The sequence below is a fragment of the Hypericibacter terrae genome, assembly GCF_008728855.1.
GTDB lineage: Bacteria > Pseudomonadota > Alphaproteobacteria > Dongiales > Dongiaceae > Hypericibacter > Hypericibacter terrae.
In genome coordinates this window covers 1,800,411-1,821,342 of record NZ_CP042906.1, presented here as the reverse complement: position 1 = coordinate 1,821,342, position 20,932 = coordinate 1,800,411, and the positions used below count along the sequence as shown (strand labels likewise).

Here is a 20,932-nt window from a genome sequence, read left to right as displayed (position 1 = left end):
AGTCTCTGCGGCGCAGCGAGCATTTACATTCTGCTTGCGGCGAGTGGCGGGAAGATCAGACACACCGGACCGGCGCCGGCGCGTGCTTCGCAGCCCAAGATTGAGGCAGTATTGTTTACTTATTCCGCGAGAATCGCTCCATCCGGCAACGGGTGCCGAACTAGGATTTAACTCCTTACGCGCTCGCCCGGCCTTTCACAGACGACCGGGTGGCGAGGAAGTGGCCCGCGGCCCCGCGCATCGATCCTCCTCATGAGGACCTCCAAAGAATCCAGCTCCCGGGTCGGAAAAAATTGCAGGAACCCTCGGCAAATACTCACGTTTTGCCACGGTACGGCCACGGTTTCGGGTTTCATTACGCGTGGCGCCGATGGCAGGCAGCGGCTAGACTCCCCATGATCTGCCCGACATGACATCGCTTTGAAAGACACCGGGCCTGCCCGGACTGCCGCTGGATCCGTTTTGTTTTCTCTCATTGGAGACGATGTTGGTGAACTGTCTGCGAGGCCTTTTGGTCGGGGCGACCGGCCGCGAAACGCCCCTGCCCTTCCGAACCACGCGGTGGCCGGCACGGACTGCCGGTCTCGTTCTGGTCCTGGCGCTGCTGGCCCTGCCGCCGGCGCTAGTCCAGGCCGCCGACGCCGGCAGTGCCACGACCAGCGGCGGCAGCGCGACCGACACGCCGACCGCGACCACCACCACCACGACAGCGACCGCGCCGGAGGCCGGCGCGACGGCGACGGATGGTGCCGTTTCGCGCGCCGACATCGACCACCTGATCCAGATCCTCCAGGACGACAAGGCGCGCGGGCAGCTCATCGAAGGCTTGCGAGCGGCGGCCGGCGAGGCACCGGCCGTCAAGGCGGAAACGCCCGAGGCCGAACCCCCGGCCACCCGCCTCCTGGTGTCGCTGGGCGATGCGGTGACCGGCGTCGGCCGGGCGGTCGCCCAGGCCGGCGATTTCGTCCACGATTTCCCGCGCTTCTATCGCTGGGCGGAGCACCGTCTTTCCGATCCCGATACCCGCGAGCGATTGCTGCTCGAGGTCGGCCAGGTGGTGGTGGTCCTGGCCGTCGGCGGCGTGGTCGAGTTCGGACTGCCGCTCCTCTATCTGGCCTGGCGGCGCCGGCTCGAGCGACAGACGCCGGCCACGATCTGGCGGCGCGTGCCGCTGGCGCTGGGCTTTACGCTCCTGCGGCTGCTGCCGATCGTCGGTTTCTGGATCGCGGCCATGGCGATGGTCGCGGTATTCCGCCCCGATCCGCTGGCGACCTTGATCGCCGTCGCGATCGTCAATGCCCATGTCGTCACCGCGGTCCTGAGCCTCATTCCCTTCTTCCTGTTGGCACCGACAGCGCCCGGCTTGCGTCTCGTGAAGCTGCCGAACCGCTCGGCGCGCGATATTTACGGCACCGTCAGCACCATCATCGGCGTCGCGGCCTTCGGCTATTTCGCCGCGATCGCGATGGGCGCCGCCGGCCTGCCCCCGCATATCTACCAGTTCCTGCTCGATCTCCTCGGCGTCGTGGTGGCCGCTCTCCTGGCCCTGCGTGTCTGGCAATGCCGGCCACGTTCCAACCGGCTCGATGCGGCGGAGGAGCCGCAGACCGCGGTGGAGCGCAGCCGCAGCTGGCTCGAAAGCGTCTGGCATTGGCCGGTGCTGGCCTATATCGCCTTCGCGCTCCTGGTCTGGCTGACGCGGGGCGGCGACGGCATCCTGTTCCTGGCCCGCGCCACCGCGACCACCGCCTTCATCGCCGCCGTCATTGCCCTGATCATGGTGGGTGTGCGCCACCTCCGGACCCGGCTGGAGGTCCGCACCGGACGGATCCATCAGCGCAACGCCTCCTTCGGCGGCCGGGTCAAACTCTATGTCCATGCCGTCATCTGGCTGATCCTGGCCGCGGTCGCCGTGATCGCCGTCCTTGCCGTCGCGGAGACCTGGAGCGTCCCGATCGTGGCCTGGCTCGCGACGGTCGGCGGCGAGAGGATCATCGGCAGCCTGATCTCGATTTCGATCATCACCGCGGTCGGCCTGATTCTCTGGGAACTGCTCAATTTCGGCATGGAGCGGCTGATCCGGCCGGACGATCAAACGCTCGAAGGCCTGAGGCGCGCCGCCAGGCTCCGCACGCTGTTGCCTCTGTTCCGGCAGGTGAGCCTGGCCGTGCTGGCGCTCTTCGTGGTCCTGATCAGTCTCTCCGAGATCGGGATCGATATCGGACCCCTGATCGCCGGTGCCGGCGTGGTCGGCATCGCCGTCGGCTTCGGCGCCCAGGCGATGGTCAAGGACATGCTGGGCGGCGTCTCGGCGCTGGTCGAGGACACGATGGCCGTCGGCGATGTGGTCGCCGCCGGCGGCAAGAGCGGGGTCGTCGAGCTGATGACCTTGCGCGCGATCCGCTTGCGCGATTTCGACGGGACCCTGCACACGGTTCCCTTCAGCGACATCACCATCGTCAGCAACTCGACCAAGGATTTCGCCTTCGCCGTCTTCCGCGTGAACGTGGCCTACAACGCCGATGTCGCGGAGGTGCAGAAGATCATCGTGGAGATCGTGAAGAGGATCCGCCAGGAGCCCGAATTCAAGGCCAAGATCTGGGACGAGGTCGAAATGCTGGGGGTCGACGGTTTCGGCGATCTCGCCGTCACGGTGCTGGCGCGCGTGAAGGTGGCGCCCGGCATGCAATGGGCCGTGACCCGTCGCTTCCAGGGTCTGCTCAAGGAGGAATTCGATCGCGAGCGGATCGACATGCGCTCGCCCGCCCGCAGCATCTCCCTGCCCCCGCCCGCAGCGACCTCCGAGCCGCCGCACAAAGACGAGCCGGCGACGTCCGCATGACAGCGGACATCGCCGGCCTCGGCGCTCCGTGCAGCCGCGCCCGGACGCTGCCTCTCGGCAGCGGGACGGCGGTGAATTTCAGGCGGGAAAGGCGTCCTGCGGGACTTTCGCTACAAGACCCCGCCGGCACCCAGCATCGGGAGCACACGGACGAGAATGGCGCCCAGGCAGACCAGCACGATCAGGATCTTCAGCAGGTTGCCGAGGCGGCCGTCGCGCACGAAGCGGTCGACGACCCAGAAGAAGATCGCGCCGATGACAATGATCACGAGAACATTGATGGCAAGCAAAACCATGAAACCCTCCTTGAGGGACACTCGTTCCTGAAATACCCGCAACCCCGATTGAGGTTGCGGCGGAACCGCACCACCCCGTCAAACGCAGGCGGGGCTTGCCAAGTTCCCGGGAACCAAACCCGACAGGCGGAACACCCGCCTTCGAGAAGACCCGGGCCGACCGGTTCGTCTGCTATAACACGCTATGCCCCGCCGCCGTTAATCATAAGTCGATTCCACGGAGATACCTCATGAATGCATCGCGACTCGTCGCCATTGTTCTCATTGCCGCCGGCGTTCTGGCGCTCGCCTATGGCGGTTTCACCTACACCACGAAAACCCATGAAGCGCAGATCGGAACCCTCGAGCTGTCGGTCCAGGAAAAGGAGACGGTCAACATTCCGTTGTGGGCGGGCGTCGCGGCCATCATCGGCGGCGCGGCGCTGCTTCTCGTCGGCGCACGGAAAAGCTGAACTTCATTTTCGGCACGCGCCCCGGTTGTGACGGTCTTTCCGTCCCATCGCCGGGCGCGCTGTCGACTCTCCCTCCGCAAGTGACATCTTGATTCTTGCGTCGACCCGGATCGCGGGTTGCATAAGCGGTGATGCAGGAGTCCGGTAAGGGAACGCTCCCCGCGACCGGCATCCCGACGATCCGAGGGCGATTCGAAAAGCTCGTCCGTTGCGAGCGCCGGCGACCCGTGTCTCGGCGGGGTCCCGCTTCCCATCATTGCGGAAAGTTCACATTGAGCGGACGAGGCGCTCGACGCCGCTGCGCGAGCGCCTTCGTTCCGATGGGCGCTACGGCCGCAGGCGCCGTCACATAACTTTCATCCAACCTCAATAAATTCAAACGGCATGTTGGCGTCTCGTTCGGCCGCCAGGTCGCGACGGGGGCGAATGGGTTCTTGGCGCTCGCGGCAGATGGCATCTCACCAAATGAGAGGGTTCCCATGAACTTGTCTGTAAAAGCCATTCGGCTTCTGGCGGTCGGCGTTGCGGCGGCCGGCTTCGTCAGCGCAGCCTCGGCGGCCGAGATTTCCGGCGCCGGCGCGACCTTCCCCTATCCGATCTATGCGAAGTGGGCGGACGCCTACAAGCAGATCAGCGGCAACAGCCTGAACTACCAGTCGATCGGCTCGGGCGGCGGCATCAAGCAGATCACCGCCAACACCGTGACCTTCGGCGCCTCGGACAAGCCGCTGACGCCCGAGGAGCTCGACAAGGCGGGGCTGGCCCAGTTCCCGACCGTGATGGGCGGCGTGGTGCCGGTGGTGAATCTCGAAGGCATCAATCCGGGCGACCTGGTGCTCGATGGCCCGACGCTCGCCGACATCTTCCTCGGCAAGATCACCAAATGGGACGACGCGGCGATCAAGAAGCTGAATCCGAGCCTGACGCTCCCCTCCCAGGCGATCGCGATCGTGCATCGTTCGGACGGATCGGGCACCTCCTTCATCTTCACCAATTATCTCTCGAAGATGAGCAAGGAATGGGCCGACTCGGTCGGTTCGAACACGGCCGTCCAGTGGCCCACCGGCATCGGCGCCAAGGGCAACGAGGGCGTTGCCGCGAACGTCGGTCAGACCGGCGGCTCGATCGGCTATGTCGAGTATGCCTATGCCAAGCAGAACAAGCTGACCTTCACGAAGATGGTCAACCATGATGGTCAGACCGTCGCCCCGACAGCCGACGCCTTCACGGCGGCAGCGGCCGGTGCCGATTGGGGCAGCGCCAAAGGCTTCTACATGATCCTGACGGATCAGCCCGGCGCCCAGAGCTGGCCGATCACGGCGGCGACCTTCATCATGATGCAGCGCCGCCCGACCGATCAGGCCGCCTCGATCGAAGCCCTCAAATTCTTCGATTGGGCCTACGCCAATGGCGATCAGATGGCCTCGGACCTCGACTATATCCCGATGCCCGACTCCGTCGTGAAGCTGATCCACGCCTATTGGAAGGAAAGCATCAAGGGCTCGACCGGCACGGCGATCTATAGCGGCAGCATGTAAGACGGCTGTCGTCGAAGGGTGCGATTGACTCCCTAAGTGCCGCTCAGGTCGCGGGGAGGCTCCGAGAAGCCTCCCCGCGGTCTGCAAATCCGGAGGATCTGCCTGCATGTCCGAAGCCGCCATGCCGCAATACAGTGCCGCTCCTCCCATGGATTCCAGCCGCCTCGCCGCGGCACGCCGCTTCTCCCGCAAGGATCATTTCTTCCATCGCCTGACCCAGACCTCGGCACTCGCGGTCCTCGGCATCCTCGTCGGCGTCATGGTGTCACTTGTGATCGGCGCCGCGCCCGCCCTCGGGACCTTCGGCTTCGGCTTTCTCTGGAACGAATCCTGGAACCCGGTGACCGGGCAGTTCGGTGCCCTGGCACCGATCTATGGCACGCTGCTCACCTCGGCCATCGCCATGATCATCGCGGTCCCCATCGGTATCGGCATCGCGACCTTCCTGACCGAGCTCTGCCCGCCCGTCCTCCGCCGCCCCGTGGGCATCGCGATCGAGCTCCTGGCCGGCGTCCCCAGCATCATCTACGGCATCTGGGGCCTGTTCGTGCTGGCCCCGATCCTGCAGACCACCGTCCAGCCCTGGCTGATCGAAATCTTCGGCTCGGTGCCCGTGCTCAATTCCATTTTCGCCGGGCCGCCCTACGGCATCGGCGTCCTGACGGCAGGGCTGATCCTGGCCATCATGGTGCTTCCCTTCATCACCTCGGTGACACGCGACGTTTTCGACGCCGTGCCGCCGATGCTCAAGGAATCGGCCTATGGCCTCGGTTGCACCCGGCGCGAGGTGATGTGGAAGGTCGTGCTGCCCTATGCGCGGGTCGGAGTCACCGGCGGCATCATGCTGGCCCTGGGCCGCGCGCTGGGCGAGACCATGGCGGTCACCTTCGTCATCGGCAACGCGCACCGCATTAGCGCCTCGATCCTGGCCCCGGGCACGACGATCTCGGCCTCGATCGCCAACGAGTTCACCGAGGCGGTCGAGGACATCTACACCTCGTCTCTGATCTCCCTCGGCCTGATCCTCTTCATCATCACCTTCATCGTGCTGGCCCTGGCGCGCTACATGCTGCTGCGCATCGAACGCAAGACGGGAGGCTGAGCCATGGACGCAAGGATCTATGCCCTCCGGCGCATCCGGAACCGGGTCTTCCTGACCTCCTGTTTCGTCGCCACGGCGATCGGATTGAGCTGCCTTGCGGTTATCCTCCTCACGCTCGTGATCCACGGATTGAGCGGCCTCAATCTGGCGGTTTTCACCGAGGGCACGCCACCCCCGGGCTCCGCGGGCGGACTCCAGAACGCGATCCTCGGCAGCCTGGTGATGACGACCCTGGCCGTGATCTTCGGCACGCCGCTGGGAATCATGGCCGGCACCTACCTCGCCGAATATGGCCGTCACGCCAAGCTTTCGGTGATCATCCGCTTCATCAACGACATTCTCCTGAGCGCGCCCTCGATCGTGGTCGGGCTGTTCGTCTATGAGGTGATCGTGACGACGATGGGCCATTTCTCGGCCTGGGCCGGCGCGGTGGCGCTCGCCATCATCGTGATCCCGGTGGTGGTCCGCACCACCGAGGACATGCTGCGGCTGATCCCCGATCCCTTGCGCGAGGCGGCATCGGCGGTGGGCGCTCCGCGCTGGACCATGATCTCCAAGGTCGCCTACAAGGCGGCCCAGTCCGGCATCATCACCGGCATCCTCCTGGCCGTGGCGCGCATCAGCGGCGAAACCGCCCCGCTCCTCTTCACCGCGCTCAACAATCAGTTCTGGAGCAACAACTTCAATTCGCCGATGGCGAGCCTGCCGGTCACCATCTTCCAGTTCGCCATGAGCCCCTACGAGGAGTGGCAGCAACTGGCCTGGACCGGCGCGCTGCTCATCACCTTCGCGGTGCTGGCCCTCAGCATCGGCGCGCGCGTCCTGGGATCGAAACGGAGATAACACATGGCCGCGTCCGCGGTGAAGGTTGCCGTCAACAATCTGTCCTTCTATTACGCAAACTCGAAGGCACTGAAGAGCATCAATCTCTCGATCCACGAGCGTGAAGTGACGGCCTTCATCGGGCCTTCCGGCTGCGGCAAATCGACCCTGCTGCGCGTCCTCAACCGGATCTACGAGATGTATCCCAAGCAGCGCGCCGAGGGCGAAGTGCTGCTCGACGGCAAGAACATCCTGGACGGCGCCCAGGACATCAATCTGCTGCGCGCGCGCGTCGGGATGGTGTTCCAGAAGCCCACGCCCTTCCCCATGACGGTCTACGACAATGTCGCCTTCGGCATCCGCCTCTATGAGCGCCTGCCCAAGTCGGAACTGGACGGGCGGGTCGAGCATGCACTGCGCCATGCCGCCATCTGGGACGAGGTCAAGGACAAGCTCCATGCCAGCGGCCTGGGGCTCTCGGGCGGCCAGCAGCAGCGACTCTGCATCGCCCGGACGGTCGCGACCAAGCCCGAGGTGATCCTGCTGGACGAGCCCTGCTCGGCGCTCGATCCGATCTCGACCGCGAAGATCGAGGAGCTGATCGAGCAGCTGAAGGAGGAGTACACGATCGCGATCGTAACCCACAATCTGCAGCAGGCCTCGCGCGTCTCGCAATACACGGCCTTCATGTTCCTGGGCGAGTTGATCGAGTTCGGCGAGACCGAGAAGGTTTTCACCAAGCCCAAGCAGAAGAAGACCGAGGAATACATCACCGGCCGCTTCGGCTGATAACGCTCAGGCGCCCAGCCCTTCGAAGACCCCTCCCCCTAACCCCCTCCCGCAAGGGGAGGGGGCTTGGATTTATTCTGGTCTCTCCCGCCCCTTCTCGCGCGCCTTCCTTCTAGCCCCCTCCCCTTGCGGGAGGGGGTAGGGGGAGGGTTGCGCCCGGCGCGATTCCTTTGCGGCGACCGCATGGGCCCGTTACGGTGCCCGTCCCGTCACCGAAACGTCATCCATGGCCGCCCGCCGCACCTCCCACCTCGAACTCGTCGTCATCCTCGGCGCGCTGACCGCCTTTGCGCCGCTGGCGATCGACATGTATCTTCCGGCCCTGCCGACGCTCGAGCGCGCGTTCCTGGCGACGACGGCCGAGGTGCAGCGAACGCTGGCGAGCTTCTTCCTCGGCTTCGCGCTGGGCCAGGCCCTCTATGGTCCGGTCGCCGACCGGTTCGGCCGCAAGCCGCCGCTTTATGTCGGGCTCGTGCTGTTCGGCCTCGCCTCGATAGCCTGCGCGCTGACGCAATCGATCGAAGCGCTGACCGCCCTGCGGGTTCTGCAGGCGATCGGCGCCTGCTCCGGGGCGGTCGTCGCCCGGGCCATGGTGCGCGACCTGTTCGAGCCCAAGGAGACGGCGCGCATCTATTCCGCCCTCATGCTGGTGATGGGCGTGGCGCCGATCCTGGCGCCCCTGCTCGGGGGCTATCTGCTGGTCTGGTTCGGCTGGCAGGCGATCTTCTGGCTGCTGGCGGCGCTGGCCTTCGCCTCGCTCGCGGCCGTGGCGCTGCGGCTGCCCGAGACCCACGACCGCAACACCGCGCACTCGCTGTCGCTGGGCCCCGTGCTGGGGCGCTACGCAGCACTGCTCCGCGACCGGCGTTTCGTCGGCTATGCGCTCTCGGGCGGCATGAATGCGGCCGGTATGTTCGCCTACATCGCCGGCTCGCCCTTCGTCTTCATCGAGCTCTATGGCGTGGCGCCCGAGCATTTCGGCTGGATCTTCGGCGCCAACGCCGCGGGCCTCATCTTCGCCTCGCAGGTCAATGGCCGCATCGTCCATCGCTATGGCGCCGACAGGATCCTGCGCTTCGGCAATGGGCTGCAGATGATCGCCGCCCTGGCACTGGTCGTCGCCGCCGCGACGGGCCTGGGCGGTCCTTTCGGCATTGCCATTCCGCTCTTCGTCTATGTCGGCTGCGTGGGCCTCGTCAGCCCGAATGCGATTGCGCTCGCGATGGCGCCGCAAGGAGCGCAGGCCGGCAGCGCATCGGCCCAGGTGGGAACGCTGCAATTCTCGGTCGCGGCTGTCGCCGCGACCGCGGTCGGCGCCATTCATCAGGAAAGCGCGCTGCCGATGGCGATCATCATCGCGATCTGCGGCACGCTCGGCCTGATCCTGCATCGCTGGCTGGTGGGCGGGCCGGCGGCGCGCGTGTGATTCCGGGTACCCGTCGACAGAACTTCCTGCCCCTGTGACCCGTTTGCATCAGGGCTTAGGGGGCCCCATGTCAGCGGCCCTTCGGACCAGGCCTTCCGGGCCACGAATGACGGCGAATCTCCCCGACTCTACAAATTCTTTGCCCTGTTTCTTGCCCGATCGCGTTAAGCACGCCACCCCTCCTGTCAGGCCCGGGAATCGGGCGAATCCCGGACCGGAACGGCGACGGTAAGATCGCGTTAAGCCCGTTCCTTCATGGAAATCTGTGGATAACTACATTCGATTCATTTCTTCTTAAAAATGACGGCGCAAATGTGGTTTCACGGCGCAGGTAAGTGTCGTTATGGCCCCGCACGATCCAGGTAGGATGGAGGAAACCATGTCGCTTTCGAAACGCTCCCTTGAAACACTGCTCGACCTCGTCGAGATCAAGCTCAGCTGCATTGAAGTGTTCGACCGCGAAGACCAGCGTGAACGCCACTCGCTGGAAGCCGCCCGCAAGGAATTGACCGCCCTGATCCCGCAGCGCAACGCGGCGAAGAACACGGTCCGTTCCGAGATGAGCGCGCAACACTAAGACCACCCCTGAAATTGCCTGCCCGAGCCTCCTCGGGCGCTCCCCTGTCAGGCCCGCCGGCAACGCTTGCCGGCGGCCCCACGGCCCGCCTACTCTGCCTCCCTGCACCGGTCCGGTGCGGTCAGGAATGAGGAATCGCGGCCATGGCCACTCTCGCCGTCGCTGACATCGGCGGATCCCCGCGCGAGCGCGGGCGTCAGCATGGACGCCAGCTCAAGGCGCTGGTGCGCGAGCGCGATCGGCGCTGGCGGGCCGAGATCGAATCCTTCATGTCGATGCCGTCCGACCGGTTCATCGGCCAGTTCCTGGCCGAGACCCGGTTCGTCGCTGCGATCGAGCGCCACGCGCCCGACCTCCTCGACGAGGTTCGCGGGATCGCCGAGGGCGCCGAGCTGCCCTATGAGGCCGTCCTTGCCGCCCAGTTCATGGACGAAGAATGGTGGTATTCCGTGGGGCTGAAGCGGCGTCAGGCGGAAGAGACCCCGCATCATTGCAGTGCCGTCGCCAGCCTTCGGCCGGGCGGCGGTGCCTTGCTGGCGCAGAACATGGATCTCGCGCGCTGGAGCGACGGGCTCCAGGCACTGCTGCGGATCCGCGACGTGGCGCCGGGCATCGACGCCGTCATGCTGACGATGGCCGGCATGATCGGCCTCTGCGGCGTCAACAGCGCCGGTGTCGGCTTCACCGTGAACACGCTGGGCGATCTCGAGAGCGCCACCGACGGCGTCCCCGTGGCCTTCATCAGCCGGATCCTGCTGGCGCAATCCAGCTTTGACGAGGCCAGCCGGGTCCTGCGCCAGGTCCGCCATGCGTCGGGACAGAATTATGTTCTGTCGGACGGCCGGCAGATCGCCGATTTCGAATGTTCGGGCGACCATGCGACCGCCTTCGTGCCGTCGGGCGCCGCCCCCGGCTGCCTCTGGCACACGAACCATGCGCTGGCGAATCCCAATCGCGGGAAGCCCTCGGAATCGGACGCCTCGGCGCGCGCGCGTCACAATACACGCCAGCGCATGAGCGCGCTCGATCGCCGGCTCCAGGGGCGCAGCGGCCCGTTCGATCAGGCGGTCCTGCGCGACGCGCTCACCTCGCAGGACGATCCCGACAATCCGGTCTCGGTCACCACCGAGAACGCCGACCGGCGCCAGAGCGGCTTCTTCACCTTCGCCAGCGTGATGTGGGACATCGGCTCGGAGATCACCGCGCATGTGGCGCCGGGCGCCCCGTCGGCGTTCGAGCACCAGACCTTCCGCCTCGCCCGCCGCGCGCCGACCCGCGCCGTCGCGGAGTGAATTGGCTTAAGGCGACATGAGGGCGACGAAACCCAAGACGATCGTGGTCGGAGCGGGAATCGTCGGCGCTTCCATTGCCTATCACCTGGCGCGCGCCGGGGCGCCCGTCATCCTGGTCGACAAGAGCCAGCCCGCTGGCGCCGTGACCCGCAAGGCCTTCGCCTGGATCAATGTCTCGCACGGCGTGCCGAAGCCTTACGCGGCGCTTCGCCTGCTTGCCATCCAGGACTATCGCCGGCTGGAACGGGAGCTCGGCCATGCCTTGCAGGTGGATTGGTGCGGCGCTCTGACCTGGCATCGCGACCTCGCCGAGACCGAGCGGCTGGCCCGGGAGCATGCGGCGGCGGGCTATGACGTCCGGCTGATCGAGCGGGACCAGATCGCGCAATTGGAGCCGAACCTTGCCGAGCCGCCGCGCTGTGCAGCCTATGCGGCCAGCGAGGGCGCGGTCGATCCGGTCGCTACGACCGCAGCCCTTGTCGACGCTGCCCGGCAGGCCGGTGCCGATATCCGGCTTGCGACGGAGGTGATCGCGCTCGCGTCGAACGGCCGAGGAATCACGGGCATACGCACGCGCGACGAAACCATCGGCGCCGACGCCGTCGTCATGGCGGCAGGCACGGATGCTCGCGGGCTCTGTCGTCCGCTCGGCCTGGATCTGCCCGTCGACCCGTCGCCGGCCTTGTTGCTGCGGTACAGGACGGCCGGCCCCCTTGCCAAGGGGATCATCTCGAATTCCGAGATGGAGATCAGGCAGGCCACCGATCGTTGTCTTCTTGCCGCCGACGATTACATCGACGAGTCGCCCGAGAATGGCCCCGATGCCATAGCGGGCCGCGCGCTCGCCGCCGTGAAGAAACATGTGCGCGGAACCACCGGCATCGAACTGGAAAGCGTCAGCGTCGGCATACGTCCGATTCCGGCCGACGGCTGCCCGATCGTCGGCTTCAGCGTTCGGATCGATGGACTCTATGTTGCCGTCATGCATGCCGGCGTGACCATGGCGCCGGTCGTCGGCCGTCTCGCCACAACCGAAATCCTCGAGAGCCCGCGCGTGGCGCTGCTCGACTCCTGCCGTCCCGAACGGTTCGACAGCTAGACCGCCTTCAGCGCCTGCTCCATATCCTCGATCAGGTCGCCCGTGTCTTCGAGCCCGACGGACAGCCGCAGCAGATCCTTCTGCACCGGGCTGCTGGGGCCCTCCACCGAGGCGCGATGCTCGAGCAGGCTCTCCGTCCCGCCGAGCGAGGTCGCCCGCACCCAGAGCTGGCATCGGTTCGCGACCGTCAACGCGCCCTCCGCCCCGCCCTTGACCCGCAGCGAGAGCATCGCGCCGAAACCGCCCTCCATCTGCCGCGCGGCCACCGCATGGCCGGGATGGCGATGGAGCCCGGGATAGAGCACCTCGACCAGTTTGGCATGGCCGTCGAAATGGCGCGCGATCGCCAGGGCGGACGAAGAGGCGTGGCGGACCCGCACGAACAGAGTCCGCATGCCGCGCAGCAAGAGCCAGGCTTCGAAGGCGCCGAGCACGGCACCGCCGCTGCCGCGCACCGCCAGGATGCGCTGCCAGAGCTCGTCCTGGCGCGCCGTCACCAGCGCGCCCGCCAGCAGGTCGGTGTGACCGTTCAGATATTTGGTCGCCGAATGCATCACGATGTCGGCACCCAGCGCCAGGGGCCTGGTCAGCACCGGCGTCGGCACGGTGTTGTCGACGGCCAGCCGCGCCCCGGCCCGCCTGGCGATGGCGGCGACGCCGGCAATGTCGGTCACGCCCCAATCCGGATTGGCCGGCGTCTCGATCCAGATCAGCCGGGTGCGGCCCGGCTGCACCGCCGAGGCCACCGCTTCCAGGACCGTGGTGTCCACCAGATCGACCGCGAGGCCCCAGCGCCGGCCCTCGCCGGTCAGCCAGTCGCGCAAGCCCCAATACATCGAGCGCGGCGCCACCACATGGTCGCCGGGCGAGAACGCCTGGAACAGGGTGACGGCCGAGGCCATGCCGGACGCGAACAGGGCCGCCGCCTCGCCGCCCTCGAGCGCCGCCAGCAGGGTCTCCGGTTGCTCCAAGGTCGGGTTGTTCGGCCGCGCATAGGAGCGTCCGCCGATCAGCTCATAGTTCTCGTCGCGCGCATAGGTCGTGGCGTTGTGGATCGGCGGCACGACCGCGCCGGTCTCGGCGTCGATCCAGCCGAGGCCCTGCGCCGCGATGGTGGCGGGATTGAGGTTCGTCCAGGGGGAGTGGGATTTCTTGCTCATGGCGCGCCATCCTAGCGCCGAACGAAGGCGAGCGTCACGCGGGCGCGATTACTCTTGTGCCCTCCCGCGCCTTGCGGGGGAGGGTCAGGGAGGGGGATGACGCGGTGTCGGCATCGAGCGTTCCCTCTCCCTCGCCCTCTCCCGCAGAAGAGAGAGGGGGATAAAGCTCGCAGAGACCGCGCCGATCAGCGCTTCTGATATTGCGTGGCGCCGAACAGCATCTCTTTCGCCTTCGCATCCATCTCGGCGCGTTGGACCTCGCTCAGCACCGTCACGGCCTTGATCACCGCGGGCCGGGCCGCGATCTGGTCGAACCAGCGCTTGGTGTTGGGATAGTCCGAGAGCTGGACGCCCTGGCGGTCCCAGGATCGAAGCCAGGGGAAGATCGCCATGTCGGCGATCGAATAGTCGCCGGCGACGAAGGGGCGGTCGGCGAGCCGCCTGTCGAGCACGCCGTAGAGCCGCTTGGCCTCGTTGGTATAGCGGTTGATCGCGTAGGGGATCTGCTCCGGCGCATAGCCGCGGAAATGGTGCACCTGGCCCAGCATCGGACCGATGCTGCCCATCTGGAACATGAGCCATTCCAGGGTCTCGTAGCGCCCGCGCGGCGCCTTCGGCAGGAACTTCCCGGTCTTCTCGGCGAGATAGATCAGGATGGCGCCGGATTCGAAGATCGAGATCGGTTTTCCGTCCGGCCCTTCCGTATCGATGATGGCCGGGATCTTGTTGTTGGGGCTGAAGGCGAGGAATTCGGGCTTGAACTGATCGCCGCGGCCGATATCGACCCCATGCACGTTGTAGGGCAGCCCGGTTTCTTCCAGCATGATGTGGATCTTGTGGCCGTTGGGCGTGGCCCAGCTGTAAAGCTCGATCATCGTGGCTTCCGGTCCTTCGTGAGTGACGGGCCCCTCGAGGCGGCCCCCATGTTTGGTAGTTAGGCAATTCGGGAAAGCCCCGCAACGCTCTCGCCAGTAACCGCGTCGGGTGAAAGGCTGTTCGTGGCCGGCCGCCTCGAACCGAAAACGGCGCCGATTCAGGCCAGTCTGACAGTCCCGGCAAAACCCGAAAAGGGTCTCCCGGCAGCGGGATGTGACAGTGTTATGACAGCGCCCTGAAGCGGGGATAAGGTGGCGGTCGCAGATCCTGGCCCCGCCCTACCCCCTCCGGTCTCCCTCCGATCCATTCATGCGCGCCGTCCTCCTCGCCACCGCACCGCTCCTGATCGGGGTCGCCCTGATCATGGCCGGCAACGGCCTGCAGGGCTCGCTCCTGGCCTTGCGGGCGACGCTCGAGGGCTTTCCGGCTTCGGTCACCGGCATCATCATGTCGGGCTATTATGTGGGCTTCCTGTTCGGCTCGCAGCTGACCCCCAAGATCGTCGAGCGGGTCGGCCATGTCCGGGTCTTCGCGGCGCTCGCCGCCACCGCCAGCATGGCGATCCTGATCCAGGCCGTGTTCGTCTATTGGCAGAGCTGGACCTTCTTCCGCGCGCTGACGGGCTTCTGCTATTCCGGCCTCTATGTCGTGATCGAGAGCTGGCTCAACGACCGGGCCTCCAACGAGAACCGCGGCCGGCTGCTGGCCGGCTACACCGTGATCCAGGCGGCCTCGATCGCCAGCGGCCAGCTCATGCTCAACCTGCACGACCCCGCCGGTTTCCAGCTCTTCACCCTGGTCGCGATCCTGATCTCGGCGTCGGTGCTGCCGGTCCTGCTGGTGAGCGCGCCGCAGCCGCATTTCGGCGAATCGCGCAAGCTTTCGCTGCGCACGCTCTGGCGGATGTCGCCCCTGGGGACCATCGGCACTTTCGGCGCCGGCCTCACCCTGAGCGGCTTCTCGGGGATGGGCGCCGTCTATGCCAAGGCGATCGGCTTCTCGGTGTCCGAGGTCTCGCTCTATATGGCGCTCGCCGTCGTCGGCAGCGCCATCTTTCCGTGGCCGCTCGGCTGGCTGGCGGACCGGTTCGACCGGCGGCGCATCATCACCGTCCTCACCACCGTCCTGGCGGTACTCTGCCTCGCCGGCCTCTACGTCGCCGATGTCTCGCGGGTCGGCCTGCTGACGATCGTGTTCCTCTATGGCGGGCTCGGCATGCCGATCTATTCGCTGTCGGTCGCCCATGCCAATGACCGTCTCGAGCCCGACCAGATGGTGGCCGCGAGCTCGAGCCTGATGCTGGCCTATGGGATCGGCGCGATCCTGGGCCCGGTGACGGTCGGCCAGGCGATGCAGCATCTGGGGCCGCCCGGCTATTTCGTCTATCTCGCCGCGGCCCATGTGCTGATCGGATTGTTCGCGGTCTGGCGCATGATCCGCCGCCCGACATAGGGCATTCCGAGCGGCGCAGGCCGGCGACAGCGAGCGGCGCCCTACCGGTCAACGGGCTCGAGGGCGAAACCCGCGCCTGCCACCAAGACCGCCTGGCCGACGACCTCGTCTGTCTCGGGGGCTCTGTATCGCGCCGATCCGGAGTTCCAATCCGGCGCCGATGAACTGTTCCGATCATGCCCATCCGCCGCCTGCTCGCGTTCCGCCAGAGCGCGCCGGCGGTCGCGCCGTCCGCTGGGCAGGATCCACACATCCACGGCCTGTAGGCGACCACGGACGGCTACCGGCGAATGTCGGCGCATGTCTCCGATCGCCTGACCGCCAACCTGATCCAGAACCCGATCGACCACCGCCTGACTGACCACCAACGATGCGCCCAGATGGCGGGTCAGCCCCTCGAGGCGGCTCGCCGTATTGACGGTATCTCCCAGGACCGCGAACTCGATACGCTGCTTATTGCCGATATCGCCCAGCACCACCGGTCCGAAATGCAGGCCGATTCCCGCCTGGAGGGCCGGTTCGCCGTGCGTCTGGCGCTCTGCGTTCCATTCCTCCAGCCGCTTCAGCATCGACCGGGCGCAGGCGAGCGCATTGGCGGCGTCATGGGGGCTCGGCTGGGGAGTGCCGAAAGTCGCCATCACGCTGTCGCCGACGAACTTATCGAGCGTTCCGCCATGCTCGAACACGCAATCTGCCATGCGCTCGTGGAAGCCGCGCAACATCGTCACCACTGCCTGGGGGTCCAGACTCTCGCAAAGGCTGGTGAAGCCGACGACGTCCGCAAAGAGGATCGCCACCTCCTGATTCCGGGCCGGGCCGAAGGGTTCATCCACCTCGGCCAACTCCTCGACCAGATTGGCCGAGACATGACGGGCGAGATTGTCCCGGGCGCGTTCGATCCGCGCCTGCACGCGCACCAGCCGCCGCATCCGGCCCACGACGACGGCGAGGATGCCGGCGACAAGACAGGCGACGAACACCCCTGACGCCCAGGCCGCCCCATCCACGAAACGCGGATCCAAATAGCGTGCGAGAGATTCAGCCAGATCCGGTCCCCCCGGCAGGCCGAACCCAAGCAGGGTATCGGTCCGGAAGGCCACAATGCCGACGCCCACGCTCCACGCCGCGATGGCGATGAGCGCGGCGCCAAGCACGAGCCATGGCGACAGAGTGAATGTCGACCAGGCAATCAGCATCAGGAAAAAGGGGAACGCCGGCGGGCGCAGTTTCATCTGCAGGGGCCAGGGCGGCGGGTCGAGCGGATTGGGAACAAGGAGCGTTACGGTGAGCAAGATGGCATTCGCCAGCACGAAACCGAGGACCAGCCAGGCCGGTAACGGGCGCCTCGCTAGCCATCCCCAGGCCCAGGCGAGACCTACAAAGGCGGCGACGATCCCAAGATAGAAGACGGCGCCGGGCCAGGGATGGACCAGGGCGCACCAGACGGCGACCGCCACAAAGGCCAGCGTCAGGGCGTGCGCGCCCAGACGGCCGCTGCGCTGTCGCTCCTCCGTCAACGCCAGCGCGATTCGCCGGTCGAGGGCGCTCAATTGAATCCGCGGGGGCAAGAGACTACGGGGCATCGCCTATGCTCAAACGGTTACCTGAGGTCGGGCTCTCGATGACTGCGTGACATGGCCTGGCGCAGCGGATGGGCGTCATTCGCCGCAATTCGACGGCGGAGCCGCTCGACCAGGGCCCGAACCTCCTGTGCCTCGACTCCGTCTCGGCCCATGAGCAGATGCACGATCGGCTCGTCCAACAGTTCGTCCAGGGTCTTCTCGCTTTTCATGGAACGCCGCCCTCGACAGCCGGCTATCCGGCAAGCAGGCTCATCCCGCTCCGCCTATTGCATGAACCAGCCATGACTCACGACCAGCGATTGGCCGGTCAACGCATTGCTGCCGAAGCTGGCGAAGAACAGCGCCGCCTGCGCCACGTCATCCGCCGTCGTGAATTCGCCGTCGACGGTTTCCTTCAGCATCACATTCTTGACGACCTCGGCTTCGGGGATACCGAGTGCCTTGGCCTGTTCGGGGATCTGCTTGTCGACCAAAGGCGTACGCACGAAGCCGGGGCAAATGATATTGGCGCGCACGCCATGCTTCGCGCCTTCCTTGGCGACGACCTTGGCCAGACCGATCAGGCCGTGCTTGGCCGTCACATAGGGCGCCTTGAGCGCGGACGCCTCCTTGGAATGAACCGAGCCCATATAGATCACGCTGCCGCCGCGGTCGCTCCGGTACATCTCGCGCAGCGCCGCCCGCGTCGTCAGGAAAGCGCCGTCGAGATGGATTGCCAGCAGTTGCTTCCATTTGGCGAAGTCGAATTCGTCGATCGGTGCGACGGTCTGGATGCCGGCGTTGCTCACGAGGACGTCGATTCCGCCGAACGCCGCGACCGCCTTGGCCATGCCGGCATCGACCTGCGCCTCGCTCGTCACATCCATTCCGACGCCGATGGCGCGCTTGTCCGGACCGGCGAGCTCGGCAGCGACAGAGTCCGCGCCTGCCTGGTTGAGATCGGCGATCACGACATTCGCACCCTCGCGCAGGAAAAGGGTGGCGATTTCCTTGCCGATGCCGCTGGCGGCACCGGTAACGACGGCAACTTTGTTCTTGAGACGCATGGATGAGTTCCTGGGGGATGGAAGGGGATATACCGCTCAGGTCAGGTAGTCATGCACGACGACGCCGAGACCGAGCGTCAAGTCGGCGAGGATGTGTGTCGTCGAAACGATCTCCAGAACGGGCAGTTCCGCCACTGGAGCCAGCGCGTGTGGAGCCAGCGCGAGCGCCCCCGGCCCGGTCCAGGCGCCCTTCAGATTGATGTCCGTCAGGGCGTATTCGACCAGCTCGCAAATGCGCGGGCTGCCGTCGACATGCGGAATGATCTTGAGCAGGAAGTTCGGCGCTTCCAGGGAGGCGCGCACGGCCTCGAGATCGGCTGCCCGATGCTTGTAGCCCATCGTTGCGGTGGCGACGCGTAACGGGCCGTAGTCGAGCGTGCCGACCAGCGTGTCGACCTCCTTGCGAAGGCTGGGGCTCGCCAGCTTCTTGGGAAACCCCCAGATCTCGCGACCGCCGGCGATCGGCCCCTCGTCGTTGAGGAACATGCAATGGGTATAGCTGCCCTTTCGGCCGTCGAGCGTCACCGGGAAGACCTGTCCGGTCTCGGTGTAGTCGCCAAAGCCGGTCGAATCTGGCATGCGGATGAACTCGTACTTCACCAGCGGCTCATCGATCTCCAGCGGCTCCGGAACCAGCGCGCGCAGCCTGTCAGGGTCCGTGCGATAGGTGACGATCAGATATTCGCGGTCGACAAAGCGATAGGGGCCTGGCGGATAAGCCGGACTGGTCAACGGCATGGCGAACGCCTGTTCCCGGATATCTTGAGCTTTCATGATGGAAGCGATCCCTCCTGGGGAGACGAGGTTGCGGAGATCAATCCCGGCCATCGACAGCCAGATCGAAGGTAAAGACGCCGTCGGCGGCGCTGGGTCGTTGCAGGATCTCGGGATGACGCAATGTGCGGACCGCGTCGTGATAGCCGGCCTTCCAATGCTCCTCCATCGCCAGGCGCGAGAACTCATAGTCCTTCGACTGACCCTCGAAGCTCCTGGCGCGATGGATCAACTGGACGATGTTGTAGACGCTGAGATCGGCAGCATCCTCGAGCAGACGCATGTCCAGCCCGGCCTTGAGATCGTCAGGCACCCGTTCGAGCAGCGTCGCCAGCGCCGACCCGAGTCTTCGGCGACGGCGGACGGCATTGGTGGCGGCGCGCGTCCGGCTGGAGAACTGAATCTCCTTCTCGCGCGACATCACATTGGCGATCGTGGCGGGGTATTGACCCCGCGCATTCCAGAGATCGACCTGGAAGATGAGCATGTCCTCGCGCCCTTCCCTGTCGACCACCCATTCGAGCGGTGTGTTCGACACCAACCCGCCGTCCCAGTAATGCTCCCCATCGATCTCCACGGCCGCAAAGCCGGGGGGCAATGCACCGCTGGCCATGATGTGCTGCGGCCCGATATGGTGTGTACGGGCGTTGAAGTAGGCGAAGTTGCCGGTGCGAACATTGACGGCGCCGACGCTGAATCGCATCTGCTCCGATGTGTTGATACGGTCGAAATCGACCAGCTGTTCGAGCGTCGCCCGCAGCGGCGAGGTATCGTAGTAGCTCGTGGCCTCCGGCGTGCCGGGCGCTTGCAGCCAGGGATTGGGCTGGCGCGGCTTGAAGAAGCCTGGAGCGCCGTTCATCAGCGCATTCGCGGCGGCGATCTGACCGAAGGTGCCACGGGCCAGGTCGCCACGCATCATCGTCGCCCCGAAGCCCCCGAGCCATCCGCCGCCCGGATTGGCGGTGATAAGCTCCCAGAATTCCCGCAGTTGCTCGACGCGCCTCTCCGGCGGATTGCCGGCGATGAGCGCCGCGTTGATGGCGCCGATGGAGATGCCCGCCACCCAGTCGGGATGAAGCCCGGCCTCCGCAAGCCCCTGATAGACGCCGCCCTGATAAGCGCCCAGAGCGCCGCCGCCCTGCAGCACGAGCGCCACGCAATCGAAAGGGGGCCGCTCGCCAATCTGATGCGTCTTGCTCTTGCGGCGCGTGGCCCTTACGGCGTTTTGCGTCAATGTCTGTGTCATGTCCGTACCCTTTATCCGCTTATCCGCGCGTTACGGGCAGGACACCCGTGCCCCGGGCGCCCCTCGATGTTTCGTCAATGGTGACGTTGGCGCCTGATCTCAGGCGGTCGTGACGTGCTTGGCGCGCGGCGAACTGATCGCCCAGAGGGTCAATAGTGCCCCGAAGATCGCCGGCAGGGTGACGGCGGGAAAATCGCGGGGAATGACGGAAGGCGAGCAGATCCCGACCGCGACTTCCCAGAAGTGGAAGATCGCGTGCGCGCAGAGCCACAGCGTCGCCGCGGCCCAAAGCTCAACGCGGCGCTCCGGCCGGATCAGACCGACAACGAAGGCAACACCGAGGAACAGCTGAATGATCCCGATGTCGCGGACAAAGTGCTGATTGAAGAAGCCTGTCTCGGTCACACCTGGAACGGCTTGATACCACGTCAACGGACTGAGGAGCATGAAGAGCCCATTCACGGAGAGGAATATTCCATTGAGCGTGGCCATGACGACCACCGCGATCGAAACGGCGGGATTATTCAGGGTTGCGTTCATGACGATGCACTCCGCGTCAG

At 65.9% G+C, this 20,932-nt stretch carries 20 protein-coding genes; 11 read left to right on the top strand and 9 right to left on the bottom strand.

All coding sequences use genetic code 11. The features are described from left to right. Positions 1 to 490: 490 nt before the first annotated feature. Entirely contained in the window at positions 491 to 2,842 is a 2,352-nt protein-coding gene (locus tag FRZ44_RS08365; protein ID WP_151176760.1) for a mechanosensitive ion channel domain-containing protein, read from the top strand. 110 nt (positions 2,843 to 2,952) lie between these two features. Here the strand turns inward: FRZ44_RS08365 and FRZ44_RS08360 are convergent, their stop codons facing one another. After that, positions 2,953 to 3,138 carry a hypothetical protein gene (locus FRZ44_RS08360; RefSeq protein ID WP_151176759.1) on the bottom strand — a complete coding sequence of 62 codons (186 nt, stop codon included), beginning with the start codon at positions 3,136 to 3,138 and terminating at the stop codon, positions 2,953 to 2,955. A gap of 230 nt (positions 3,139 to 3,368) precedes the next feature. Here FRZ44_RS08360 and FRZ44_RS08355 point away from each other — a divergent pair, with 230 nt between their 5' ends. The 9 genes from FRZ44_RS08355 to FRZ44_RS08315 all read left to right on the top strand — a co-directional run bounded on the left by FRZ44_RS08355 (position 3,369) and on the right by FRZ44_RS08315 (position 12,235). Beyond that, entirely contained in the window at positions 3,369 to 3,590 is a 222-nt protein-coding gene (locus tag FRZ44_RS08355; RefSeq protein WP_151176758.1) for a hypothetical protein, read from the top strand. 479 nt (positions 3,591 to 4,069) lie between these two features. Further along, positions 4,070 to 5,128, top strand: a complete 1,059-nt coding sequence (gene pstS, locus FRZ44_RS08350; RefSeq protein ID WP_151176757.1) for a phosphate ABC transporter substrate-binding protein PstS — start codon at positions 4,070 to 4,072, stop codon at positions 5,126 to 5,128. 106 nt (positions 5,129 to 5,234) lie between these two features. Further along, on the top strand, positions 5,235 to 6,230 hold the full coding sequence (gene pstC, locus FRZ44_RS08345) for a phosphate ABC transporter permease subunit PstC (protein WP_151176756.1): 996 nt from the start codon (positions 5,235 to 5,237) through the stop codon (positions 6,228 to 6,230). 3 nt (positions 6,231 to 6,233) lie between these two features. Continuing rightward, positions 6,234 to 7,073 carry a phosphate ABC transporter permease PstA gene (gene pstA / locus FRZ44_RS08340; RefSeq protein ID WP_151176755.1) on the top strand — a complete coding sequence of 280 codons (840 nt, stop codon included), beginning with the start codon at positions 6,234 to 6,236 and terminating at the stop codon, positions 7,071 to 7,073. 3 nt (positions 7,074 to 7,076) lie between these two features. After that, complete coding sequence (gene pstB / locus FRZ44_RS08335) at positions 7,077 to 7,841, top strand: phosphate ABC transporter ATP-binding protein PstB (protein ID WP_151176754.1); 765 nt, start codon at positions 7,077 to 7,079, stop codon at positions 7,839 to 7,841. Positions 7,842 to 8,067: 226 nt separating this feature from the next. After that, positions 8,068 to 9,267 (top strand): Bcr/CflA family multidrug efflux MFS transporter, encoded by a 1,200-nt coding sequence (locus tag FRZ44_RS08330; protein WP_151176753.1) that lies wholly within the window; start codon positions 8,068 to 8,070, stop codon positions 9,265 to 9,267. Between the two features lie 379 nt (positions 9,268 to 9,646). Then, on the top strand, positions 9,647 to 9,844 hold the full coding sequence (locus FRZ44_RS08325; RefSeq protein ID WP_151176752.1) for a hypothetical protein: 198 nt from the start codon (positions 9,647 to 9,649) through the stop codon (positions 9,842 to 9,844). A 143-nt stretch (positions 9,845 to 9,987) separates the two neighbouring features. Beyond that, a complete protein-coding gene (locus FRZ44_RS08320) occupies positions 9,988 to 11,136 on the top strand; it encodes a C45 family autoproteolytic acyltransferase/hydolase (protein ID WP_151176751.1) in 1,149 nt (382 codons plus the stop codon). Between the two features lie 16 nt (positions 11,137 to 11,152). After that, positions 11,153 to 12,235 carry an NAD(P)/FAD-dependent oxidoreductase gene (locus FRZ44_RS08315; protein WP_151176750.1) on the top strand — a complete coding sequence of 361 codons (1,083 nt, stop codon included), beginning with the start codon at positions 11,153 to 11,155 and terminating at the stop codon, positions 12,233 to 12,235. Here the strand turns inward: FRZ44_RS08315 and FRZ44_RS08310 are convergent. Then, on the bottom strand, positions 12,232 to 13,395 hold the full coding sequence (locus FRZ44_RS08310) for a trans-sulfuration enzyme family protein (RefSeq protein WP_151176749.1): 1,164 nt from the start codon (positions 13,393 to 13,395) through the stop codon (positions 12,232 to 12,234). The two genes, FRZ44_RS08315 and FRZ44_RS08310, sit on opposite strands and share 4 nt — an antisense overlap. 185 nt (positions 13,396 to 13,580) lie before the next feature. After that, complete coding sequence (locus FRZ44_RS08305) at positions 13,581 to 14,270, bottom strand: glutathione S-transferase N-terminal domain-containing protein (protein ID WP_151176748.1); 690 nt, start codon at positions 14,268 to 14,270, stop codon at positions 13,581 to 13,583. A gap of 310 nt (positions 14,271 to 14,580) precedes the next feature. Between FRZ44_RS08305 and FRZ44_RS08300 the strand changes: the two genes are divergently transcribed. After that, positions 14,581 to 15,723, top strand: coding sequence for an MFS transporter (locus FRZ44_RS08300; RefSeq protein WP_151176747.1), 1,143 nt, complete (start codon positions 14,581 to 14,583; stop codon positions 15,721 to 15,723). A gap of 41 nt (positions 15,724 to 15,764) precedes the next feature. Here FRZ44_RS08300 and FRZ44_RS08295 read toward each other — a convergent pair whose 3' ends face one another. The 6 genes from FRZ44_RS08295 to FRZ44_RS08270 form a co-directional block, all read right to left on the bottom strand. Beyond that, complete coding sequence (locus FRZ44_RS08295; RefSeq protein WP_191908482.1) at positions 15,765 to 17,273, bottom strand: adenylate/guanylate cyclase domain-containing protein; 1,509 nt, start codon at positions 17,271 to 17,273, stop codon at positions 15,765 to 15,767. Between the two features lie 50 nt (positions 17,274 to 17,323). Beyond that, entirely contained in the window at positions 17,324 to 17,515 is a 192-nt protein-coding gene (locus tag FRZ44_RS08290) for a hypothetical protein (protein WP_151176745.1), read from the bottom strand. Positions 17,516 to 17,569: 54 nt separating this feature from the next. Beyond that, positions 17,570 to 18,352, bottom strand: a complete 783-nt coding sequence (locus FRZ44_RS08285) for a 3-hydroxybutyrate dehydrogenase (RefSeq protein WP_151176744.1) — start codon at positions 18,350 to 18,352, stop codon at positions 17,570 to 17,572. Between the two features lie 36 nt (positions 18,353 to 18,388). Further along, positions 18,389 to 19,126, bottom strand: coding sequence for an acetoacetate decarboxylase (locus FRZ44_RS08280; protein ID WP_151176743.1), 738 nt, complete (start codon positions 19,124 to 19,126; stop codon positions 18,389 to 18,391). 40 nt (positions 19,127 to 19,166) lie between these two features. Next, positions 19,167 to 20,372, bottom strand: a complete 1,206-nt coding sequence (locus FRZ44_RS08275; protein ID WP_151176742.1) for a patatin-like phospholipase family protein — start codon at positions 20,370 to 20,372, stop codon at positions 19,167 to 19,169. Between the two features lie 99 nt (positions 20,373 to 20,471). After that, complete coding sequence (locus FRZ44_RS08270) at positions 20,472 to 20,912, bottom strand: hypothetical protein (RefSeq protein WP_225308598.1); 441 nt, start codon at positions 20,910 to 20,912, stop codon at positions 20,472 to 20,474. Positions 20,913 to 20,932: the final 20 nt, after the last annotated feature.

What these genes read in the sequence shown, in the direction of transcription:
- pstC (WP_151176756.1), top strand. Translation starts at nt 5,235, where the DNA reads ATGTCCGAAGCCGCCATGCCGCAATACAGTGCCGCTCCTCCCATGGAT.
- pstS (WP_151176757.1), top strand. Translation starts at nt 4,070, where the DNA reads ATGAACTTGTCTGTAAAAGCCATTCGGCTTCTGGCGGTCGGCGTTGCG.
- FRZ44_RS08280 (WP_151176743.1), bottom strand. Translation starts at nt 19,126, where the DNA reads ATGAAAGCTCAAGATATCCGGGAACAGGCGTTCGCCATGCCGTTGACC.
- pstB (WP_151176754.1), top strand. Translation starts at nt 7,077, where the DNA reads ATGGCCGCGTCCGCGGTGAAGGTTGCCGTCAACAATCTGTCCTTCTAT.
- FRZ44_RS08305 (WP_151176748.1), bottom strand. Translation starts at nt 14,270, where the DNA reads ATGATCGAGCTTTACAGCTGGGCCACGCCCAACGGCCACAAGATCCAC.
- FRZ44_RS08275 (WP_151176742.1), bottom strand. Translation starts at nt 20,372, where the DNA reads ATGACACAGACATTGACGCAAAACGCCGTAAGGGCCACGCGCCGCAAG.
- FRZ44_RS08285 (WP_151176744.1), bottom strand. Translation starts at nt 18,352, where the DNA reads ATGCGTCTCAAGAACAAAGTTGCCGTCGTTACCGGTGCCGCCAGCGGC.
- FRZ44_RS08300 (WP_151176747.1), top strand. Translation starts at nt 14,581, where the DNA reads ATGCGCGCCGTCCTCCTCGCCACCGCACCGCTCCTGATCGGGGTCGCC.
- FRZ44_RS08325 (WP_151176752.1), top strand. Translation starts at nt 9,647, where the DNA reads ATGTCGCTTTCGAAACGCTCCCTTGAAACACTGCTCGACCTCGTCGAG.
- pstA (WP_151176755.1), top strand. Translation starts at nt 6,234, where the DNA reads ATGGACGCAAGGATCTATGCCCTCCGGCGCATCCGGAACCGGGTCTTC.
- FRZ44_RS08270 (WP_225308598.1), bottom strand. Translation starts at nt 20,912, where the DNA reads ATGAACGCAACCCTGAATAATCCCGCCGTTTCGATCGCGGTGGTCGTC.
- FRZ44_RS08315 (WP_151176750.1), top strand. Translation starts at nt 11,153, where the DNA reads ATGAGGGCGACGAAACCCAAGACGATCGTGGTCGGAGCGGGAATCGTC.
- FRZ44_RS08310 (WP_151176749.1), bottom strand. Translation starts at nt 13,395, where the DNA reads ATGAGCAAGAAATCCCACTCCCCCTGGACGAACCTCAATCCCGCCACC.
- FRZ44_RS08355 (WP_151176758.1), top strand. Translation starts at nt 3,369, where the DNA reads ATGAATGCATCGCGACTCGTCGCCATTGTTCTCATTGCCGCCGGCGTT.
- FRZ44_RS08330 (WP_151176753.1), top strand. Translation starts at nt 8,068, where the DNA reads ATGGCCGCCCGCCGCACCTCCCACCTCGAACTCGTCGTCATCCTCGGC.
- FRZ44_RS08360 (WP_151176759.1), bottom strand. Translation starts at nt 3,138, where the DNA reads ATGGTTTTGCTTGCCATCAATGTTCTCGTGATCATTGTCATCGGCGCG.
- FRZ44_RS08290 (WP_151176745.1), bottom strand. Translation starts at nt 17,515, where the DNA reads ATGAAAAGCGAGAAGACCCTGGACGAACTGTTGGACGAGCCGATCGTG.
- FRZ44_RS08320 (WP_151176751.1), top strand. Translation starts at nt 9,988, where the DNA reads ATGGCCACTCTCGCCGTCGCTGACATCGGCGGATCCCCGCGCGAGCGC.